At 45.1% G+C, this 17,413-nt stretch carries 15 protein-coding genes and 1 pseudogene; 13 read left to right on the top strand and 3 right to left on the bottom strand.

Going from position 1 to position 17,413, the window contains the following annotated elements; translation table 11 throughout:
• Window positions 1-283 precede the first annotated feature (283 nt).
• From NX722_RS21225 to NX722_RS21195, 7 genes and pseudogenes are all read left to right on the top strand, one after another.
• Window positions 284-1,453, top strand: a complete 1,170-nt coding sequence (locus tag NX722_RS21225; RefSeq protein WP_262564870.1) for an ATP-binding protein — start codon at window positions 284-286, stop codon at window positions 1,451-1,453.
• Window positions 1,454-1,567: 114 nt separating this feature from the next.
• Window positions 1,568-1,855 (top strand): annotated as a pseudogene (locus tag NX722_RS21220) (type I restriction endonuclease subunit R); the annotation flags it as partial.
• Window positions 1,856-1,929: 74 nt separating this feature from the next.
• A complete protein-coding gene (locus NX722_RS21215) occupies window positions 1,930-4,026 on the top strand; it encodes a GTPase (RefSeq protein ID WP_262564867.1) in 2,097 nt (698 codons plus the stop codon).
• Between the two features lie 19 nt (window positions 4,027-4,045).
• A complete protein-coding gene (locus NX722_RS21210) occupies window positions 4,046-5,773 on the top strand; it encodes a GTPase (protein WP_262564865.1) in 1,728 nt (575 codons plus the stop codon).
• 65 nt (window positions 5,774-5,838) lie between these two features.
• On the top strand, window positions 5,839-6,147 hold the full coding sequence (locus NX722_RS21205; RefSeq protein WP_262564864.1) for a DUF262 domain-containing protein: 309 nt from the start codon (window positions 5,839-5,841) through the stop codon (window positions 6,145-6,147).
• A 3-nt stretch (window positions 6,148-6,150) separates the two neighbouring features.
• A complete protein-coding gene (locus NX722_RS21200) occupies window positions 6,151-7,191 on the top strand; it encodes a DUF7834 domain-containing protein (protein WP_262564863.1) in 1,041 nt (346 codons plus the stop codon).
• A complete protein-coding gene (locus NX722_RS21195; RefSeq protein ID WP_262564862.1) occupies window positions 7,188-9,080 on the top strand; it encodes a DUF262 domain-containing protein in 1,893 nt (630 codons plus the stop codon). Before NX722_RS21200 ends, NX722_RS21195 begins: the two co-directional genes overlap by 4 nt.
• A gap of 197 nt (window positions 9,081-9,277) precedes the next feature.
• On the opposite strand, the gene NX722_RS21190 is transcribed toward NX722_RS21195, so the two are convergent.
• The gene (locus tag NX722_RS21190; RefSeq protein WP_262563604.1) at window positions 9,278-10,513 is read right to left on the bottom strand and encodes an ISL3 family transposase; all 1,236 of its coding nucleotides are present in this window, start codon (window positions 10,511-10,513) and stop codon (window positions 9,278-9,280) included.
• Window positions 10,514-10,610: 97 nt separating this feature from the next.
• On the opposite strand from NX722_RS21190, the gene NX722_RS21185 reads away from it, so the two are divergent.
• The 6 genes from NX722_RS21185 (at window position 10,611) to NX722_RS21160 (ending at window position 15,947) form a co-directional block, all read left to right on the top strand.
• Window positions 10,611-10,973, top strand: a complete 363-nt coding sequence (locus tag NX722_RS21185; RefSeq protein ID WP_262564861.1) for a hypothetical protein — start codon at window positions 10,611-10,613, stop codon at window positions 10,971-10,973.
• 198 nt (window positions 10,974-11,171) lie between these two features.
• Window positions 11,172-12,497, top strand: a complete 1,326-nt coding sequence (locus tag NX722_RS21180; RefSeq protein WP_262564860.1) for an IS701 family transposase — start codon at window positions 11,172-11,174, stop codon at window positions 12,495-12,497.
• Window positions 12,498-12,744: 247 nt separating this feature from the next.
• Window positions 12,745-14,070, top strand: a complete 1,326-nt coding sequence (locus NX722_RS21175) for a hypothetical protein (RefSeq protein WP_262564859.1) — start codon at window positions 12,745-12,747, stop codon at window positions 14,068-14,070.
• Window positions 14,071-14,110: 40 nt separating this feature from the next.
• On the top strand, window positions 14,111-14,368 hold the full coding sequence (locus tag NX722_RS21170; protein WP_262564857.1) for a hypothetical protein: 258 nt from the start codon (window positions 14,111-14,113) through the stop codon (window positions 14,366-14,368).
• A gap of 10 nt (window positions 14,369-14,378) precedes the next feature.
• On the top strand, window positions 14,379-15,164 hold the full coding sequence (locus NX722_RS21165; protein WP_262564856.1) for a hypothetical protein: 786 nt from the start codon (window positions 14,379-14,381) through the stop codon (window positions 15,162-15,164).
• Between the two features lie 57 nt (window positions 15,165-15,221).
• Complete coding sequence (locus NX722_RS21160; RefSeq protein WP_262564855.1) at window positions 15,222-15,947, top strand: hypothetical protein; 726 nt, start codon at window positions 15,222-15,224, stop codon at window positions 15,945-15,947.
• Window positions 15,948-16,179: 232 nt separating this feature from the next.
• Here NX722_RS21160 and NX722_RS21155 read toward each other — a convergent pair whose 3' ends face one another.
• A complete protein-coding gene (locus tag NX722_RS21155; protein ID WP_262564853.1) occupies window positions 16,180-16,590 on the bottom strand; it encodes a hypothetical protein in 411 nt (136 codons plus the stop codon).
• Window positions 16,591-16,684: 94 nt separating this feature from the next.
• Window positions 16,685-17,395, bottom strand: coding sequence for a DUF3800 domain-containing protein (locus NX722_RS21150; protein WP_262564852.1), 711 nt, complete (start codon window positions 17,393-17,395; stop codon window positions 16,685-16,687).
• Between the last annotated feature and the right edge of the window lie 18 nt (window positions 17,396-17,413).

Raw genomic sequence — 17,413 nt, 5'->3', positions numbered from 1 at the left:
CTGTAAAAGAGCCAGAATTAAACGTTTCATAATAGATGGTCCAGAGTATGATGAGTCTAAGTTAAAGAGTTTTAAAAACAATCCTCTGACAGAAGCTATCCCAAAGAGAATACGGTCACAAGATGTTTTTGAAAGTGTATTATTCAAACTGCCGTACCATGAAGAAAGAGATGAAAATGGAGAGCTTTCTATAGAAGATTTAGAATTTGATGATAAAGCGCAGCTTTCTATCCTGATATCTGACTTTAGCCTTCCAGAAACAAAAAAATGGTTTACTTTCTATATGGATTTATACCGAATAATTATTGATGGTTATAAATCAAGGAGTCCATTTTCTGTACAAGGAGAAATAACCAAGAATACTATTGCTATAAATAAAAAGAAGGGATTCAAGTATGATCAAGTAATAGAGATTCTTAAAGAAATAAGAACCTGCAATACAACCTCAAAAACATCTTTGCTTTCAGGTCCATCAGGTACTGGAAAAACCTTCAGAGCTGAACAAATTCTTTCACTCATACCAAATATCATACGGCATAAAAAATACAAAGGTAAAAATGTTCGCTTTACACAACTAACATGGGTAAAGATTGACTGCCCTGCAGGTGGCTCCGAAAAAGGTCTGTGTTTGTATTTCTTTGCTATGCTGGATTACTTGCTCAACAATCAGGGTAATGATAGATATTACAATAATTCTAGCTTTAGAAAGAGCCTTGATACTCTCCAGCTTGACATGGCTATTGCAGTCGCTACTCATAATATTGGTCTGATTGTCATTGATGAACTACAAAACCTTCTTGAATGCTCCACATCTTCAAGAGTAATGAGATTTTTGGATACTTTAGTTAATGTTGTAGGCGTACCGATTCTATATATTGGGACATCAAAAGTTTACAAACTATTCTGCCCAGATAAAGTTATAAGTTTCAGAACTGTTCGACGAATTGCTACTGGTTTTTACAGCGAAGCAGATCGGTACAATCAAAATGATACATTCTGGAGGGAAATGGTGATAATTTACTGGCAAAACCTGTTATGTGTGAATGAGAGTGACCCCAGTGAAGAAATTTTTGATTTGATTTATCAAAAAACTCAAGGTGTTCCGGCAATTCTGGAATATTTAATGACACGGATGAACACTTTCATTGCTGATCATGGACTCGAAACCATAGACTCTGCATTCATCAAAGATATATATAAAACCCAGCTCGTTCCCCTTCATGAAGCCGTTGCAGCATTAGCGGTTGGAGACACCAGAACCTATGACGATCTTTATCCGATTTCAAAACTGTTGATTGATAAGTTTGATGATGACGAAGGCTCCTCACCTCAGCAGGCTGAAAAAGTGGACTCTGAACCACCGTTTTCGAAAGCTCCTGACATAAAAGAAAGCCTTTCTGAACTTGATACAGAAAAAGAAATGTCAGACCTTGAGGCTCTACTTCCGGAATAAAGTTTGACCTTCATGTAATGCTTTGATCTGGTTTAGTTGACCAATGTCGATGCCCTCTCCGGTCATTTATGAGAAAATTCCCACCATTCTCTCAGAGCACACGGACTCGCCCCCATGAGCCGAGGCATCGACAATTCAAAACTCACTGAAACCGACATTATCACCAAGTTCATCCTCCCGGCCATAAAAGACTCCGGCTGGGACGACATGACGCAAATCCGTCAGGAAGTAAAACTGCGTGATGGCAAGGTAGTGGTTCGTGGTCGTGTGGCTGCCCGTAAGAAGGTAAAGTCAGCGGATATTGTGCTGTACCACAAGCCCAGCATGCCGTTGGCAGTCATTGAAGCCAAAGCGAACAAACATGAGATTGGCAAGGGTATGCAGCAGGGGCTCGATTATGCCCGCCACCAAAAAGCCTAACAAACCCGTCTGCATCTGGCCGATGCTATGGTTGAGGAGGCGCTGGAGTAAGTGATATGAATCAGCAGTATCTGAATGCACTGGAACGCAGTAAAGCCGTTGCCAGAACTGAATATAAATTCGCCCGTAACAACCTGCATACAACACACAAACTGGTTTCGAGTCTGCGCCGTGATATAGGGTTGCTTGTGTCAGAGAGCTATGGCCTGTTTGCTGCCAGTGACCCATCCAATATCCAACTGGGTAAAATTGCCAACAGTCTTGACCATGAATTGAATACAGCTCTTGAGCGGTATGAAGCATCCCTGAAAACAAAAGCCCAACAGCTGGAAAACTTTACGGTCATGTTATTTGGTCAAACCATGGTTGGCAAAAGCACTATCCGGGAAGCCATTACCGGCGGTAACGGTGACACCATTGGCAAAGGCGCCCAACGTACCACACGGGATGTTCGGGAATACCAGTGGAATAACCTGCGAATGGTTGATACGCCAGGGTTTGGTGCCTGGGCCGGAGAAGAAGACACTCGTATAGCCCATGGTGTTGTGGACGAAAGTGACCTGATTCTGTTTCTGCTTAGTGATGACAGTATCCAGGAATCCACCATTAAAGAGATGAAGCTGTTAAGGGCAAAGAACAAGCCCGCTATTTTTGTCCTGAATGTGAAATTTGATCTGACTAAAAATTTTAATCGTAAGCGATTTCTGAAAGACCCGGGAAAGTATCTGACAGGTGATAAGGTTGATGGACATATCCAGCGGCTCCGTGATATGGCCAGAACGGAGCTGGATATGCGCCAATCCAGCATCAAGGTTGTGCCATTGCATGCTCTAGCGGCTTTTATGGCGAAACAATCCGAAAACCCAGAAGAAGCCCGTCAGTTATTGGAAGCCAGCCGCTTACCCGTCCTGTTTGATCTGCTTAGTACCGAAATTGCGCGCAATGGTGCTGTACGTCGTATTCAGTCTATTGTCGACGGTGCTCATAATCAGCTGGCCTTTCTAGATTCACACCTGCTGAAGAATGTTGAAAACCTCGAAAAATACAGCAAAACCATTGCCGAGAAGCGCAATCACTTTGACGAGTGGTTCAAAAGATATAATCAGAATGTTTTGCCAGAACTGATTGATCTCCGGGTGGATGATATCTTCGATAAGCTGAAACAAACAGTCAGTCAGTTTGTTGATGAACATATTGAAAGAGATGACTTTAACCAGAGCTGGTCAGATCATATCAGCCATTTTGGTTTGCAGCAGCAACTGAAACAGTTAATGGCAGAGCTTCAGGAAGATATCCACAAGCAGGTAGAAAAATTCAACAAGGAAGTTCAGCACGATTTGAGATTCGCCCAAACCATCAATCAGGGTGAGTCATCCTCTTTCGACACCACTGACTATAAACGTATAACTGGTTGGGGGGCAGCTCTTGCCGGTGGTCTGGGTACACTGGCTTTGACTATGTCCTGGAATCCAGTTGGTTGGGGGCTGATGGCGGCCGGCTTTATTTTTGGTCTCTTCAATTTCTTTACCGACAGCAAAGAGAAGAAACTGAGCAAGCAGAAAAGCAAAGCAGCAGCAGATATCCGCAAAAACATTGATGAACAGAAGGGCAAGGCCAAGAAAGAGATTGAGAGCTGGTTCAGTAAGAATGTTGAAAACAAGGTCGTCAAAACAATCATCAGTGATACTGATAACTTGCTGGCCGGTGTTAATGGCTTTTGCGCCAAACTCAGCAACGCTTCCAGTGAGTGCGACACTTTGCTGAATGCTGTTAATAGCCGCTTGATTCAACAATCAGCAATAGCTTTAACCAAAGAGCAGGCTCCTCCAATAAAACGTATTGTACGCCTTCCTGGCGAAGGCTGTTTCTTTACAGTGGACGGTTATTTCCGTAATTCACAACTGTTAAAAACAGTTGGATTGGCATTGAATGAATTCGTAACCGTTGTTTATGAGGGTTCACCGGAAAATATGCTGGCCCACGCCCTTGGTATTAACCGTAATCCGGAAGCCCGAATTGAGATCAGTGGCACACAGGCCAAAATCTGTGTACCTAAAAAACTGATGGGCAAAGTCATTGGTCGCAATGGCTGGCGCATCAAGCTGGTTACTGCCCTGCTGAACCTGCGCATTCAAGTAACCGAATCAGCTTAGTATTGAGAAGTTGCAACAGATGATTAATTTATCCTTATATCAGAGAAAGACCCGACAGCTACATCAGCGAGTACTGGAGGTTCTTGAACCAATCGACTCGTCCGCTTACTTTGCAGTGAAGGATGCCTACGACAGTGATGAGCCAAAACTGCAACTGGCTCTGATCGGACAGTATAACGCCGGTAAGTCCACCATAATTAAGGCTCTCACTGATAATCAGGACATCAAAATAGACTCTAATGTCTGTACCGATGATGTGACCGCCTATGACTGGAACAATATTCGTATTCTGGATACTCCGGGAATCCACGCCGGTCGGGAAGATCATGACAAAACAACCTACAGCGCTATTGATAAAGCTGATCTGTTGATTTTCGCTATCACCAATGAGTTATTTGATGATGTGATTGGCAAACACTTTCGACAGTTAGCCTTTGAGCATCAGAAAGCCAAAGAGATGTTACTGGTTGTCAACAAGATGGCCCGAGACAGTGGTACACCGGACATCAAAATTCCTTCTTTATTACCTGTACTTGAACCATCTTTGCCTGAAGATTTTCAGACTACTTTTATTGACGCTGAGTGCTATCTGGAAGCTCAGGAAGAGGATGACCCTGAAGATCGCGCTGAGTTGCTGGAAGAAAGTCATTTTGATGAGCTGGTCACCGCCATCAACCGATTTGTTACCAGTAAAGGCATTATGGGGAAGTTAACAACGCCCCTTTCGACCATGCAAACTGTTGTACGCAAACTGCAGACTGAAAAATCCGTATCTGATCCAAATGAACAGATACTAGTGGAGCTGTTACATAGGAAACAGGCCATTCTTCGCGAGGCTGGTCTACGCCTAAAACGAACCATGCAGGAAATGCTGAGGCGTACAACCTATGAAGTAGCTGGTGAAGGTGACCGTGTCGCTGAATCACTGAGTGAAACCAGTTCTGAAGAGAAAGTGAAAGAAAACATAGAGACTGCAAAAAAGAACTGCGAATCCGCTCTTGCCAAATTAAATGAGAATTATGCCGATGCGGTTAAGCAACACGTCGAGCAGCTTGAGTTTGAACTTAAACAGCTTGAAGAAAGCCAGTTAGCACAATCTCTTAATAGTGCCATTGAGCGTATTGCCAGCCTGTCTGCGGCAGATATTGATCAACTCGGAAGTGATGTAACGATTAATTCATACGACACAGGAAGCAAGGAGCGTTATGGCAAACTGGCAGGCTGGGCTCACAAAGGTTTGAATTTTACATTCAAGAGTGCTCAGGGAGCGAAAGCAACAGCTGGCAATATTGGTTCGGCAACAGCTGCGTCCGGGAGCCAAATTCACCAGGGGGTTAAGTTTGTCGGCAAGATGATTGGCTACAAGTTCAAGCCATGGCAAGCAGTTAACATTGCCAAAAATATTGGAAACTTTGCCCGATATGCCGGCCCTGTCCTATCTCTGATTGGTATTGGCTTTCAGATATACGACGATATCAAACAGGAAGAGTGCCGCCAGAGTTTACATAAAGCACGAGCGGACGTACGTCGGGATTTTCTCAAGATTTCTCGCGACCTGGATCAGGACTTCCAACAGCAAATTCTGCAGGTCTGTGAAGATATTCACAGCGATACACTTTCTCAGACGCAGTCAGTACTAGATGAAATGACAGCTGGAGCTATTCAGAAAAATAGTCAGCTTGAGCAGCTTCATCAGCTTGATCGTGATATCAGTGGGCTAATTGGTGAAATTCAGCAGGCAGCCTGATATTTTTGACCGAAATACTCCTTGTAACTGTTTCGGTCATTTCTTTTTCAGAAGTTTCAAAGTAAATGACAATAATTAATACTCATGTATTTTCAGTGAAGGCTTTACTGGAAAAACAACTATCTGTTCCTGATTACCAACGCCCCTATAAATGGCAACCAAAGCACGTTAACCAACTGTTGGATGATGTCATTCTTCACCGCAACAAGAGCAGCTACCGGCTGGGTACGGTGGTGTTGCATCAGGACGATGACAATAAGCAGCTGAATATTGTTGACGGGCAGCAACGTCTATTAACCCTGACACTGCTGTGTACGTTGCTGGATAAAGGCAAGAACTTTCGCCCCGTGCTGCTGGAACAGACTTTCAGCTGACGGGTGACACGGGAGAACCTTCAGCATAATGCGGCGGTGATTGAAAGTCGGGTTCGGCAACTCAGTGAAGCGGATCGGGAAGAACTTATCCATTTTGTTCTTCATGACTGTGAGCTGATCACTGTTACACTGGATAGCCTGAGTGAAGCTTTCCAGTTTTTCGATTCCCAAAATGCCCGTGGTAAAGTCCTTGAACCTTATGACCTGCTCAAGGCATTTCATCTGCGGGAAATGGCGAACAACACTGAGGAGGAGCGCACCCTCTGTGTGGAGCAGTGGGAGAACAGTGTCAGTCCTGACCACACCCAGAAAAACATGCCCCCGAGCCTGCACACCATTATGAGCGACTATCTATTTCGTCTGCGGTGCTGGTCTGCCGGGAAGCCTGGCCAGTGGTTCAGCCGCCATAATGTCGATGTGTTCAAGGGCGTAAACCTCGATCAAAAAAACTACCCGTTTGCAGCGGTGATGCGGACACTGGATTATCAGGTTGATCAGTACAATCTCGATCCGGTAAGACGCTGGGATCAACAGGTTATGAGTTATCCGTTTCAGGTGGATCAAACCATGCTCAACGGTAAACGCTTCTTCGAGTATATCCAATACTACATCAAGACCTACAAAACGTTGTTTATTGATGACAAGCCCGAACTTCAGAAACTGATGAAAATCATCAATAACTACAAAGGGCGCAGCCGTAAAGGCGACCATTATGTTCGTAATTTATTCTTTTGTGCGGTTATGCAGTATTACGACCGTTTTGGTGATGAAGAATTGGAGAAGGCTGCGCTGCTATGTTTTGTCTGGAGTTATCGAATCCGGCTGGAACAGAATCGCATGGTTATTGAGTCTATTGATAATCATGCCAGAACCCTGGGTGAGCTGCTGTATGTTATCCGGCATGCCTTACACCCACAGGAGGTGCTGGCATTTCCGGTGGCTCCCGTCCTGAATAAAAATATTAAAGGGACCAACCTTGATAATAAAAACCCTGAAGTGAATGGCCTCGTTGAACAGTTTGAAGAGATGGGATATATCCAATGAGCAGAAACCAGTATGAAGATATTGAGGAGTTGTCCGTAGCCAAATTGTTCTGCAGTCACAAGTATGTGATTCCCATCTACCAGCGCAACTATGCCTGGAGTGAACCGGAAGTTGAGCAGCTGATTCAGGATGTGATGGATGTTGCTCTGCAAAACAGCGAATCCGATTATTATCTTGGCAGTCTGGTCACTTATCGTCGTGACAACGGTTTATTTGAAACCATTGATGGCCAGCAGCGCCATACGACTTTGAGTATTTTGCTGTCTGTACTCAAAAACGAGTTCAAGCAGGATTTGGGTGATATTGATCATATCAACCTTGGTTTTGATAGTCGTCCCAAGTCTGACCAGACCCTTAGAAAGTTGTTTTCAAATCCGAAGCGTCGTGGAGATGAACCGGAAGAACGCACTATTCGCTCAGCCTATGAAGTGGCTTATCGATTTCTTTCCAGAGAAAAGAGCAGTGTTAAAGCATTCACCCGTTACCTGCTTAATCGTGTGAAAATTCTGCGGGTTGTTGTCCCTGCTGATACTGATCTAAACCATTACTTCGAAATCATGAACAACCAGGGCGAGCAGCTTGAAAAGCATGAAGTACTTAAAGCCCGGATGATGGAAAAGTTGGGTTCGAATGATGAACGCACCGCTTTCGCGAAAATCTGGGATGCCTGTGCGGATATGAACCGGTATGTGCAGCTGGGCATTGATGCCGGTGTTCGGGAAGCGGTTTTCGGGAAAAACTGGAATGTTATGCCTGAGGAATTTTCCGATCTTACTGAGGTCTTTGCAAATCCAGATGAAAACACAGAAACGCAGACGCTGGCTGACATTATTGCCACGCCTGTTTTTAAGAGCTATCGCAGTGAATCCAAAACTGAAGAGTCTGGTACTTTCAGCTCAGTGGTTACTTTTCCCAACTTCCTGCTGCATGTGTTGAGGGTTCTGACCAAAAACGATGTGCCTTTAGACGACAAGCGCCTACTGGATACCTTCGACCAGTTTATGCCAGGGGAAGAGGATGACCCACAGTGGTTTATTATCGGCCTGCTTAAAGCTCGTTTGCTCTTCGATTGCTATATCATCAAAAGAGAAAACGAAGAGGACTGGAGCCTTAAGAGTTTAAAGCTTTACACCCGAAGGCAAAAAAGCTTTGGCTATGTGAATAGCGATAACGATGAAAAACTGAATCAGCAACTGACCATGCTGCTTTCGATGTTTCATGTTTCCTTTCCTGCCCAGGTCTATAAACACTGGTTCAATGCTGCACTGAACTATCTATACATAACTTGTGAAAATAGCGAATGTTGGACGATTGATGGCAAAGGCTATTTAGAGTTTCTTGAAGGGCTGAACGATACCTTTTTCTATGGTCGTTATGGTGTCTTTAGCGGTGGCGAACCCATTGATTATTATGATCTGACTTATAATGATCACAAGGTACCTGAAGAGTTTGATGTGTCCCATCTGGATCAGGCGACCAATGTTCAGAACTTCATCTTTAATCGTCTGGATTATCTGCTCTGGAAGCGTTTGAAGGCTGGAGAAACCTTTAAAAACGTGAACATGGACTACGTGAACAAACGACTCAATGGCTTCAGTTTCACCTTCCGTACTTCTGTTGAGCATTATTTCCCACAGCATCCTTTGGGGGCTGAGCCAATGGGTAATGTGGATCGCTTTGGCAACTTGTGCCTGATTAGTCGTAGTAACAATTCCAAGCTGAGTAATTATCTTCCTACAGCCAAGAAGGAACACTATGAAAAGGCTACGGCGGTGGAGAGCTTGAAGCAGGTGTTTATGATGAGCTATGAGGATTGGGGGAGTAAATCTCAGAGCATGATTGAAGAGCATGAAGAGATGATGGTTGAGGTGCTTTGCAACGCTAGTTGATTATCCAGCGTTAATGTCCGTGACACTATTGCTACGGACAATATTTTTTTCTAAAAAAAGTATAAACGCCGCTTTTGCTGTCGCAGCCTTGAATCTGGTTTAAAAACAAAGGAGAAAAATATGACCAAAGTAAAAGCCGTGATTAATCGTTCTCTGGAGCTACAAATAGGTTCTTCCCTGTTTTAAGTGGGTAGTTTTCAACGATGTACGCCAGTGGGGTACAAGTCCAAGCCTCCAAGATGAAAGTAGATCGCTGTCTTATATCTTTCACGGTTTCGAAAGCCACAAGCCCGATTCTTCAAACTCTGAATCTTGCTGTTCACTCCCTCTGCTCGACCGTTATTAGCCTCAAGGACAATAGCGTTGATGATACCCCACAAGTGCTCTTTGACCGTTCTGGCAACTTCTTTTATGGGCTCAAGCCGACATCTCTGCGCCCAGCATAGCCACCTCTTCCAGGCCTTGATTGCCCAAGCTCTGGACTTGTAATTCCATAAGCTCATTGCCATTTGCCGGATGGCCCAGGCGCGAGCTGTTTTAAGTGTCGAGTTTCTCAGTGGTTCGAAGTTATCCCACTGCTCTTCAGACATGTTTTCAGGGTTAGTCAGCCAGTCGTAGCGAGTCCCCTTAAGCAGCTCTACACCTTGGTTTACAAGGGCTTTGTTCTCTTCTATCCGAACCTTGTTGACAGCTTTACCCAGAGACTGAGCAACGTGAAACTTATCAAATGCAATCTTCTGATCTGCGTCTGGAACATTCTCACTGACTGACTTGATGTAAGCCTTGGACATGTCCATCGTCACGCATTCGATCCCCTCTTTATGGTCATAGGGCAGTGTGTCAAAGTACTCGTTGAGACTGTCACTTTTACGGTCATCAGAAACGTGAATAACAACGCCTTGGTCGTGGTCAGTGACCACTGTGACGTATTCATGATGCTTTTGAAATGAGGTTTCATCAACAGCGATTCGTTTTGGTGGCTTAGCATCACGACGAGCCAGTCCTCTCTTCACTGCACGCTGCTGAATACCGTCTATGGCATTCCAACCAAGCTTCATTTGTCGTGCAACTGCCTTCGTAGTTGCCTCCTTTAGCCAGTCAATAACAAGGGCTTCAAACAGAGCTGTATATCGAGAGTCAGATTCAGCCCAGGGCACATTGATGGCTAACACCTTATGCTCAGGGCACTGGGTCCGTGGAACCCTGGCAACTAGAATAGTCTGAAACTGACAGGTATCCAGATGACGCCACTTCTGAGTGATGTGGTCGTAGCCAGAGCAGGGCTTATCGCAAACACTGCATTTGCAGGCCTTTTTACCATTGTGTTCAATGAATACCCGAACCTGTTGATCCTGTAATGACAATTCAACTTCAGAAACGAACCAAGGAGACTCAATACCCAGTATTTGAGAATAGAGTTGCTTATCACGCATCGGTGCATCCTTGCATTGAGTGCTTCAGAATATAATAAATCACCCACTCAAATTGAGGAAGAGCCTACAAATAACAGCATTAGCTACCCGAATGGGGATGGAAGCTCTTCCTGTGGCAGAGAATGACGGAACCCACCAGATCGAAATAAAGTTTGGCTATATGGAGCCTAGGGAGCACCTGTATATCGACCGACACACTGCAATTGATAAAGAAATGTTACAGCTGGTTTTACATCCTGAACTGAGTCAGGCATTAGAAGCAAAGCTGAAGGCAATTCCTAATGTTGAGCGTTGGCTAAACCGGCGAAGGCCTGCTGAGCCTGAGATTCACACAAGTAGCCAATACAGCGGTTTCAAAAATAAACTTCCAACGGGGGAGCATAGAGGTTGTGCCTGGCGTATCCCTTCTGGTGATAGCCTGAACACATTAGAAGCGGTTATGCATGCGTTGACGTCATAACCCCAGAGCCCTCCACAGATTACAACAAGCCCAGTTAAAAATCTGGGCACTGCTCTATTGCTTTTCGCACAAATAAACAACACCTGCCATATTTACCAATTCCTCGAGTTTAGAGAATTATAAGTACTAACGTTTTGTATTTTTTGATGCCGAAATAGGTTAAGCAACCGCTTCATCTACCAGGAAAAAGCGGTTGCCATGCTCACTTCAGATCAGAAAGTAATCCTTCGAGAGCTTTCTTTATATACGACATTTCTTGCAAAAGCGCTATCACCACTTGCGGCACCGACGTTCTGTGAGTTACTTCTGGGTGGCATGCTTTCTGGCGAAGGCTTTGTTACACAAGCCCTTCTGACGATCCACTACGAAAATTTCTGGAACAGCTACCATCATTGGGTCTCCCAAGGTAAGTGGCGTTGGCGAAACCTGGCGCATCGTCTGATATTGCTGGTCAGTTCTAAAGTGCCTGACGGTCAGACCATTCCCCTGATTCTTGACGACCTGACACTCGAACGTTGCTCTGACAAAGCACCGGCATGCCGAATACATCACCAACACAGCAAGAAAAAGAACCGGTGTACTTATCTTCTTGGTCAATGCTGGGTCTTTCTGGCTATTCCTTTCCAGAGACCATCAGACAAGGTGCATACTGCGGTTCCAGTGATGGCATTTCCATCACCTAAATCAGGCAATATCAGTAAACTTAAAATTGCAAAGGCCATGCTGAAATCTGTACGGCAGACTCTTCAGGGGCGAGCTTTGCGGCTACTCACTGACTGCTGGTTTATGAATCACACCATGATGCAGCCCGCGCTTGAGCTTGGGTATGAGGTCATTGGCCATATACCCAAAAACCGGGCACTTTATGCGCTTCCAGTCGATGCGCTTCCTCCCTCTCCTTTCAAAAGGAAAGGCCGCAAGCGTAAGTATGGTGTCAAAATGACACCTGAGGAAGTAGAGAAATTACCAGAGACCAAGATGACTCTCTGGCTTTACAGAAAGAACCGGACTGTCTCTTTTCGTTCCTGTATTTGCCGGGCTCGTTTTTTGAAAGGCCGTATTGTCCGAATCGTCTGGAGTCGTTTTGAAAACGACAAGGGAGAAACAGAAACCAAACTATTTCTGTCCACCAATCCTGACCTGAAAGCCGATGAAGTGCTATTAGCCTACTCGCTCAGGTGGCCTATAGAGCCTATGTTCCAGCAACTGAAACACGAGTTTGGATGCAAGCATTTATGGCAGCAGAAACTCAGAACGCTGTTACGATGGATGCACATTAAAATGGCAGGGTATGCGCTGTTGCAATTGCTGACCATTTGTCAAAATCCAGCGGCTATTGCCCTGGCCAAAACTGCCTGGAGGCATCCCGATACTGTCACGGCCGGAATGCTTAGGCGCGCGCTGTTTTGGATTATTCCGCAGTTTCGAATTCGTGGCTGCTGGAACCGATATGAGCAAAAATTAGAGCTGAAATTGCCGGATAAAAACGAACGTCCGGATAGTTTTTTGGAAAAAGCGGCATAAATGAACTCAGAACCAATGATTTAAACGGTTCAGGCAGGTTTAAATTGTGCGCCTGACGGGGTTGGCTGTGCCGACACTAAATATTTTACCGAACGTTCATGTTTTAAGAACTCTAAACCTGAGTACCAATTCCCCCCCCAATAATCAGGCCTTGCAGAGAATATACAGAAAAAATGAACAAACCTGTTGGTTTTTGTTATTCGTCCAGACATAATAATTCCAGACACATAGCAACAAGACTAAAAAGATGGCCAAGCTTCCTTTCACCAAAGACTTTGCATTCGAAATTGTTGAGGACTATCTCCTCTATACCATGGATATTATTTGGTGTGTTACCAATTATGACCACCTCAAGAGAACCAAAGAGTTACTCCTGGGACATAGAGATGGCTCATTACTGGATTCCGTCTTCACTTATGCAGAAACAGGCATTTGGAATGGATCAAGTCCTGACGAAGCGTTCCCTATATTTCTTGATTTATTTGAGATGCAGATGCCTGATTATCTAGGTTATGGAAATCATGACAGAAGAGAAGAGCTGGCACCTCTCATCGATATGATGACAACTCGTTTCTATATCGATCCTTTTGAAGGTATTAGCCTCTGGGGTTACGACCTCGAAGACTTCCAAACTACAGATTTCTACGACCCCGAAAATGAATATCTCCTGATATCCCGAAAAAGTCTGGCGCTACTGGAGGGCAAAACAGAAGAAACCATTCGTGCCGCAATGTACAAAGATGGAGACCTGAGGCTAAAGCCTGTCAGGAGAGACTTGTACAGCCCTGTAGATATTAAACGCTGGCAAATTGCTACCGGCTCTTTTCAACCCAGCTTATACCTCCGAGAGGTAGAGCTTGAGCCAGAGTTCAGCCTTACTTCCTTCGACAGTTTACGGGGCTGGTTAAGGAGTTATGGAGAAGAACAACAAACAGGCAAAACAGTAAAGATTCATGAAGTCAAAAGAATATTACCTGGTTCTGCCCAGGCAGGCTTCGAAGAGTTTATGAATTGCTCTGATGAAGCGACTTCCTGGTTCGACTTGGAAGCAGCAGAAGCAATGGCTGAATGCTTACAGGTCAGCCCTCGCTGGCTTGCAGAAAATGTATTCCGGCTGTTTGACTCACATTCCAGAAAGCAGCAAATCGAAAGCTTGCCGTCTAATGAGTCTTTCAAAGCCCGTCTTGAAAAGCAGAAGGCCGGTGACATAGCCGATGAGGTCCCGGCTACTCACGAAAATATTGAGTGCCTGCTGGATGCTTGCCAATGGTTGCAGCTACACCCGCTACAAAGAAAAGCGACTGCAAAAATTTCAGGATACCTGTCGGAATCAGGCACCACCCTGCTTCATGAATTCAACCTCCGAAAACAGTATGTCTGGGTTCCAAAAAACGACGGAGAACACCTACCTCTTTCCAAAAGGTTTTACCCTAGTTCTGACGTTGGAGTTGACGGGCGCTATGGAAGAAACAGCGGGATAAAGAAGTTCGACACGCTTGCATATGCTGATTTATACCGGATCCAAATTGAAAGCTGTGGTGATCTTCGTATGGTTCTTGAGCAGTTGAAATAGGCTCTATCTGGCAACAATAACAATAAAAGAAGGCTCAAATATGAAAACCACAAAACACGCCTCTGAGAGACTCCAGCAGAGAGGAATCCCGGCAGAAGTACTGGATATTCTCGATGCCTTCGGCTTTGAAAGCATCCAGAGAAACGGGATCGTTAAACAGCGCCTGCCCAGAAGGGAAGTCTCTGCAATCAAGAAGAAGCTCCGCAAGGCGTACCAATTCATTGACCGGCTGGATGACAGCTACTGTATCAAAACCGAGGACGATCTCGTCATAACTGTTGCACACCAATACCAATAAGAGAGTAGACATGCAAAACAACAAAACGATTGCTCCGACACTCAACAATTTCGTTAATGCTGTAAAGAACTACGAACCTGCTGGCTCAAACCTTCCAGAATCTCTGGAATTGTACAACGACGGACAAATAGCAACTTTCTATGCGCCGTTTGAATACATAAACACCAAGGCTCGCGTTGTGATTTGTGGAATCACGCCCGGCTTTCAGCAAGCAGACCTCGCTCTCGCTACTGCCAGAGATGCACTGAAGAATGGTGCCACGCCAGAAGAAGCATCGAAACTGGCAAAAAATACGGCCAGTTTTGCCGGTGTAATGAGAAGCAACCTTGTCGCCATGTTGGATGACATTGGTGTAAATGAGTTGCTTTCATTAAGAAGCTGCTCTGGCCTGTTCGGTGATGCAGCTGGGGATGTTCATTATACATCTGCACTGCGTTACCCCGTTTTCTACAGGGGAAAGAACTATAGCGGTGCTCCGTCTATGGTGAGAACCCCTGCTCTGCGCTACCAGCTGGATCATTTTTTGACAGAAGAATGTCAGGCTCTCTCGAAAGCTCTTTGGATTCCTTTAGGTCCTAAGGTTGCCGAAGCTCTGGAATATATTTCAAAGCAAGGAGTCATAAGCCCGGATCAGATTTTGACCGGACTTCCTCATCCGTCTGGAGCAAATGCAGAGCGCATCAGCATTTTTCTCGGCAGAAAAGCCCCTGAAGCAGCATCAGCCAAGACCAACCCGCAGGTCTTGTTAGATGCGAAAGAACGGCTGCTCAAGAAAGTTGTAAATCTTGCTGCGTAACTTGGTGTTATTACCAGTCTCAGCGACCAGTTGGGACTGGTGCAGGAATACAAAAGCATGAAAACAAATATTTCACTGTCTCAAATAACAAACGTTGCATCGGTACCGGAGTGCAGGCCTCTGAAAGAAACCAGATTCTGGCGAACTAACGTAGGGCTGATTTCCAGTCATATGTTGCAGGTATTGCAGGCAGAACTTGAGGAGCATCACGGCCATACTGTAGCAGACGCATGTATGAATTCACTTGTAGAGCATGCTCTGTATGACTATTTGTCGGGTCGAATTGATAACGAGTCACTACTTATGTACCAACTGCCAATTCGAGCGTCGGATATAGCTGCCGCCATTAAAAGCCTTAATCAGCTTGCAGGTATGGAGAAATTAGCAGTGATGTTCAGCCTGGTTGAGGGTATCACTCTGACCGATTCTGTCCGTTTAGCATGGGATGAAATTGATTATAAGGCATTGCAGCCTGTATCTGTTTCCATGCTTCGCTCTACCCCCGTTCACATGGATGTGCCATATGTGTTCTGGAGGCTGGAGCCGGATCATGATGATCACCCCATTCCGCTCTTTGGGTTTGTGAGACATTTTACGGAGCTGTCGGGAATGACATGGAAGCGGTTTGCTAAGTGTATATCTATTGCTGAAATTGACTTCACGAACAGTGTCGTTAAAGGTACAAATCACATGTGCATATTCCGGCCTCTCGTGAACACCCAAGCTAAAAATGAAGAGAGGCAGTGCTTAGGGAAGCAGAGGTGTTCACGCTTTCCGGATTAGGTATTCATTTTGACTGGAATATGCACCCTCGTTAACTGCCCTGCCATCAACCGATAAACTTCGGGAGGTGAGTAGTAAGACCTACTGTCAGTTCGGTTATCCAGCCTGACAAACCTCAAGCTTTGCTTGACTAACCCGATATGAATTACTATTGTTCAGTTAGCTCATCCACCATGCTGTGGAAGGAGTAAAGAAGGCGTCACAATAATCAATTGCGGCGCCTTTAGTCTTTTTAGACCTTCTGAATTCCCTGATCCTGCCAGTATTTCTGGTACTCTTTTTGGAGTTTTCTCCTTTTGTGCTCTCTATCGATGCAATATGCTGTCCAAGGCAAGATGTAACTGCCCCGATCTGCCAGGACGACCAGATAGTCAAGCTCTTCCAGCCAAAGCAAAACTCTTGTTTCATTCCTTCTGCGCTGATTTCGCCAAACCTTAATGACACCATCATCAGAATGCTCAATGACAGGCGCTGGCCAGCGAATCCTTTCCATCCGGCGAAGATCTGGAGTTCGCTCTTCCTCCACGCTGCCTTCAGAGATCATGTGCCAAAAAGTGGCTTCCTTGCCATGGACTTCAGGATGCCGTTTTAACCCAAGCGTACGACCTTCAAAAATGGGTTTCCGCTGGACAAAATCTTCCATAAATATCTGATAAACAGCACTGAAAAAGTCATCCCATGAACCGCTATAGTCTTCGAGTCTAATAAGAGGAGGCAACCAGTCTGGTTCTGAATTGTCAGGCATTAGCTCCCCCCACAGGTGTCCACTTCAGCAAATTGCATTTATTCTCTTTCAGCAGTGTTGACCGGGTCAGGCTGTATCTGGAGCGTTGCCGCATTCGCTCGACCATCTGCCTTTTGGCTGTGCTATTGAACTCTCCCCTGTTTGCATACATCACAGCTCCAATCAATAAATCTGCCAGTTGCATATGATCAACGTGCTTTGACTCAACCAGCTGAACTCTCTGGACTACATGCTGGGAGAAGTCATAGAGGTTATTGCAAAGAGCATCATGCAATTTACGAACCTTATTGCCACCCTGGGTATCCTTGATATCCAGGTAAATACGGTAATGAGCCTGAGGATCAAAGATAGCCTTGAGCATGGTGAAATACATTTTGTAATACCATGTATCGTGATCCTGCCCGAACCGGGCATGATTTAATGCGCTTTTATCAGCAATAACTCCTCGAAAGTGCAAGTCATCGTCATCAAAGAAATAGTCCAGAATATCGAGATAAAAAGGTAGTTTTGCTGGTGAAACACTGGTCCATTTAATTTCCATCTGAGGCGAGAGACCATGTTTCTGTCGAATTTCCCTCAGTCTGCGAGCTACTTCCCTGCGCTTGCTGACTGGGCACCAGATAGCACCCAGCACCATAAAAGGCTGCCTGTCGTTTTCGAGGTGACAAGATTCGTCGCAATAGACGTTATAGAGTTCGCTCAACAAAGTACTCCTGCTGTT

Origin of the sequence: Endozoicomonas gorgoniicola, assembly GCF_025562715.2 — a bacterium.
Taxonomy (GTDB): domain Bacteria; phylum Pseudomonadota; class Gammaproteobacteria; order Pseudomonadales; family Endozoicomonadaceae; genus Endozoicomonas_A; species Endozoicomonas_A gorgoniicola.
This window is presented reverse-complemented; position numbering and strand designations above follow the sequence as displayed.

Coding starts and splice junctions, on each gene's coding strand:
- NX722_RS21180 (WP_262564860.1), top strand. CDS start 11,172: ATGCTCACTTCAGATCAGAAAGTAATCCTTCGAGAGCTTTCTTTATAT.
- NX722_RS21155 (WP_262564853.1), bottom strand. CDS start 16,590: ATGGAAGATTTTGTCCAGCGGAAACCCATTTTTGAAGGTCGTACGCTT.
- NX722_RS21215 (WP_262564867.1), top strand. CDS start 1,930: ATGAATCAGCAGTATCTGAATGCACTGGAACGCAGTAAAGCCGTTGCC.
- NX722_RS21170 (WP_262564857.1), top strand. CDS start 14,111: ATGAAAACCACAAAACACGCCTCTGAGAGACTCCAGCAGAGAGGAATC.
- NX722_RS21185 (WP_262564861.1), top strand. CDS start 10,611: ATGGAAGCTCTTCCTGTGGCAGAGAATGACGGAACCCACCAGATCGAA.
- NX722_RS21160 (WP_262564855.1), top strand. CDS start 15,222: ATGAAAACAAATATTTCACTGTCTCAAATAACAAACGTTGCATCGGTA.
- NX722_RS21205 (WP_262564864.1), top strand. CDS start 5,839: ATGACAATAATTAATACTCATGTATTTTCAGTGAAGGCTTTACTGGAA.
- NX722_RS21190 (WP_262563604.1), bottom strand. CDS start 10,513: ATGCGTGATAAGCAACTCTATTCTCAAATACTGGGTATTGAGTCTCCT.
- NX722_RS21225 (WP_262564870.1), top strand. CDS start 284: ATGGATTTATACCGAATAATTATTGATGGTTATAAATCAAGGAGTCCA.
- NX722_RS21175 (WP_262564859.1), top strand. CDS start 12,745: ATGGCCAAGCTTCCTTTCACCAAAGACTTTGCATTCGAAATTGTTGAG.
- NX722_RS21210 (WP_262564865.1), top strand. CDS start 4,046: ATGATTAATTTATCCTTATATCAGAGAAAGACCCGACAGCTACATCAG.
- NX722_RS21165 (WP_262564856.1), top strand. CDS start 14,379: ATGCAAAACAACAAAACGATTGCTCCGACACTCAACAATTTCGTTAAT.
- NX722_RS21195 (WP_262564862.1), top strand. CDS start 7,188: ATGAGCAGAAACCAGTATGAAGATATTGAGGAGTTGTCCGTAGCCAAA.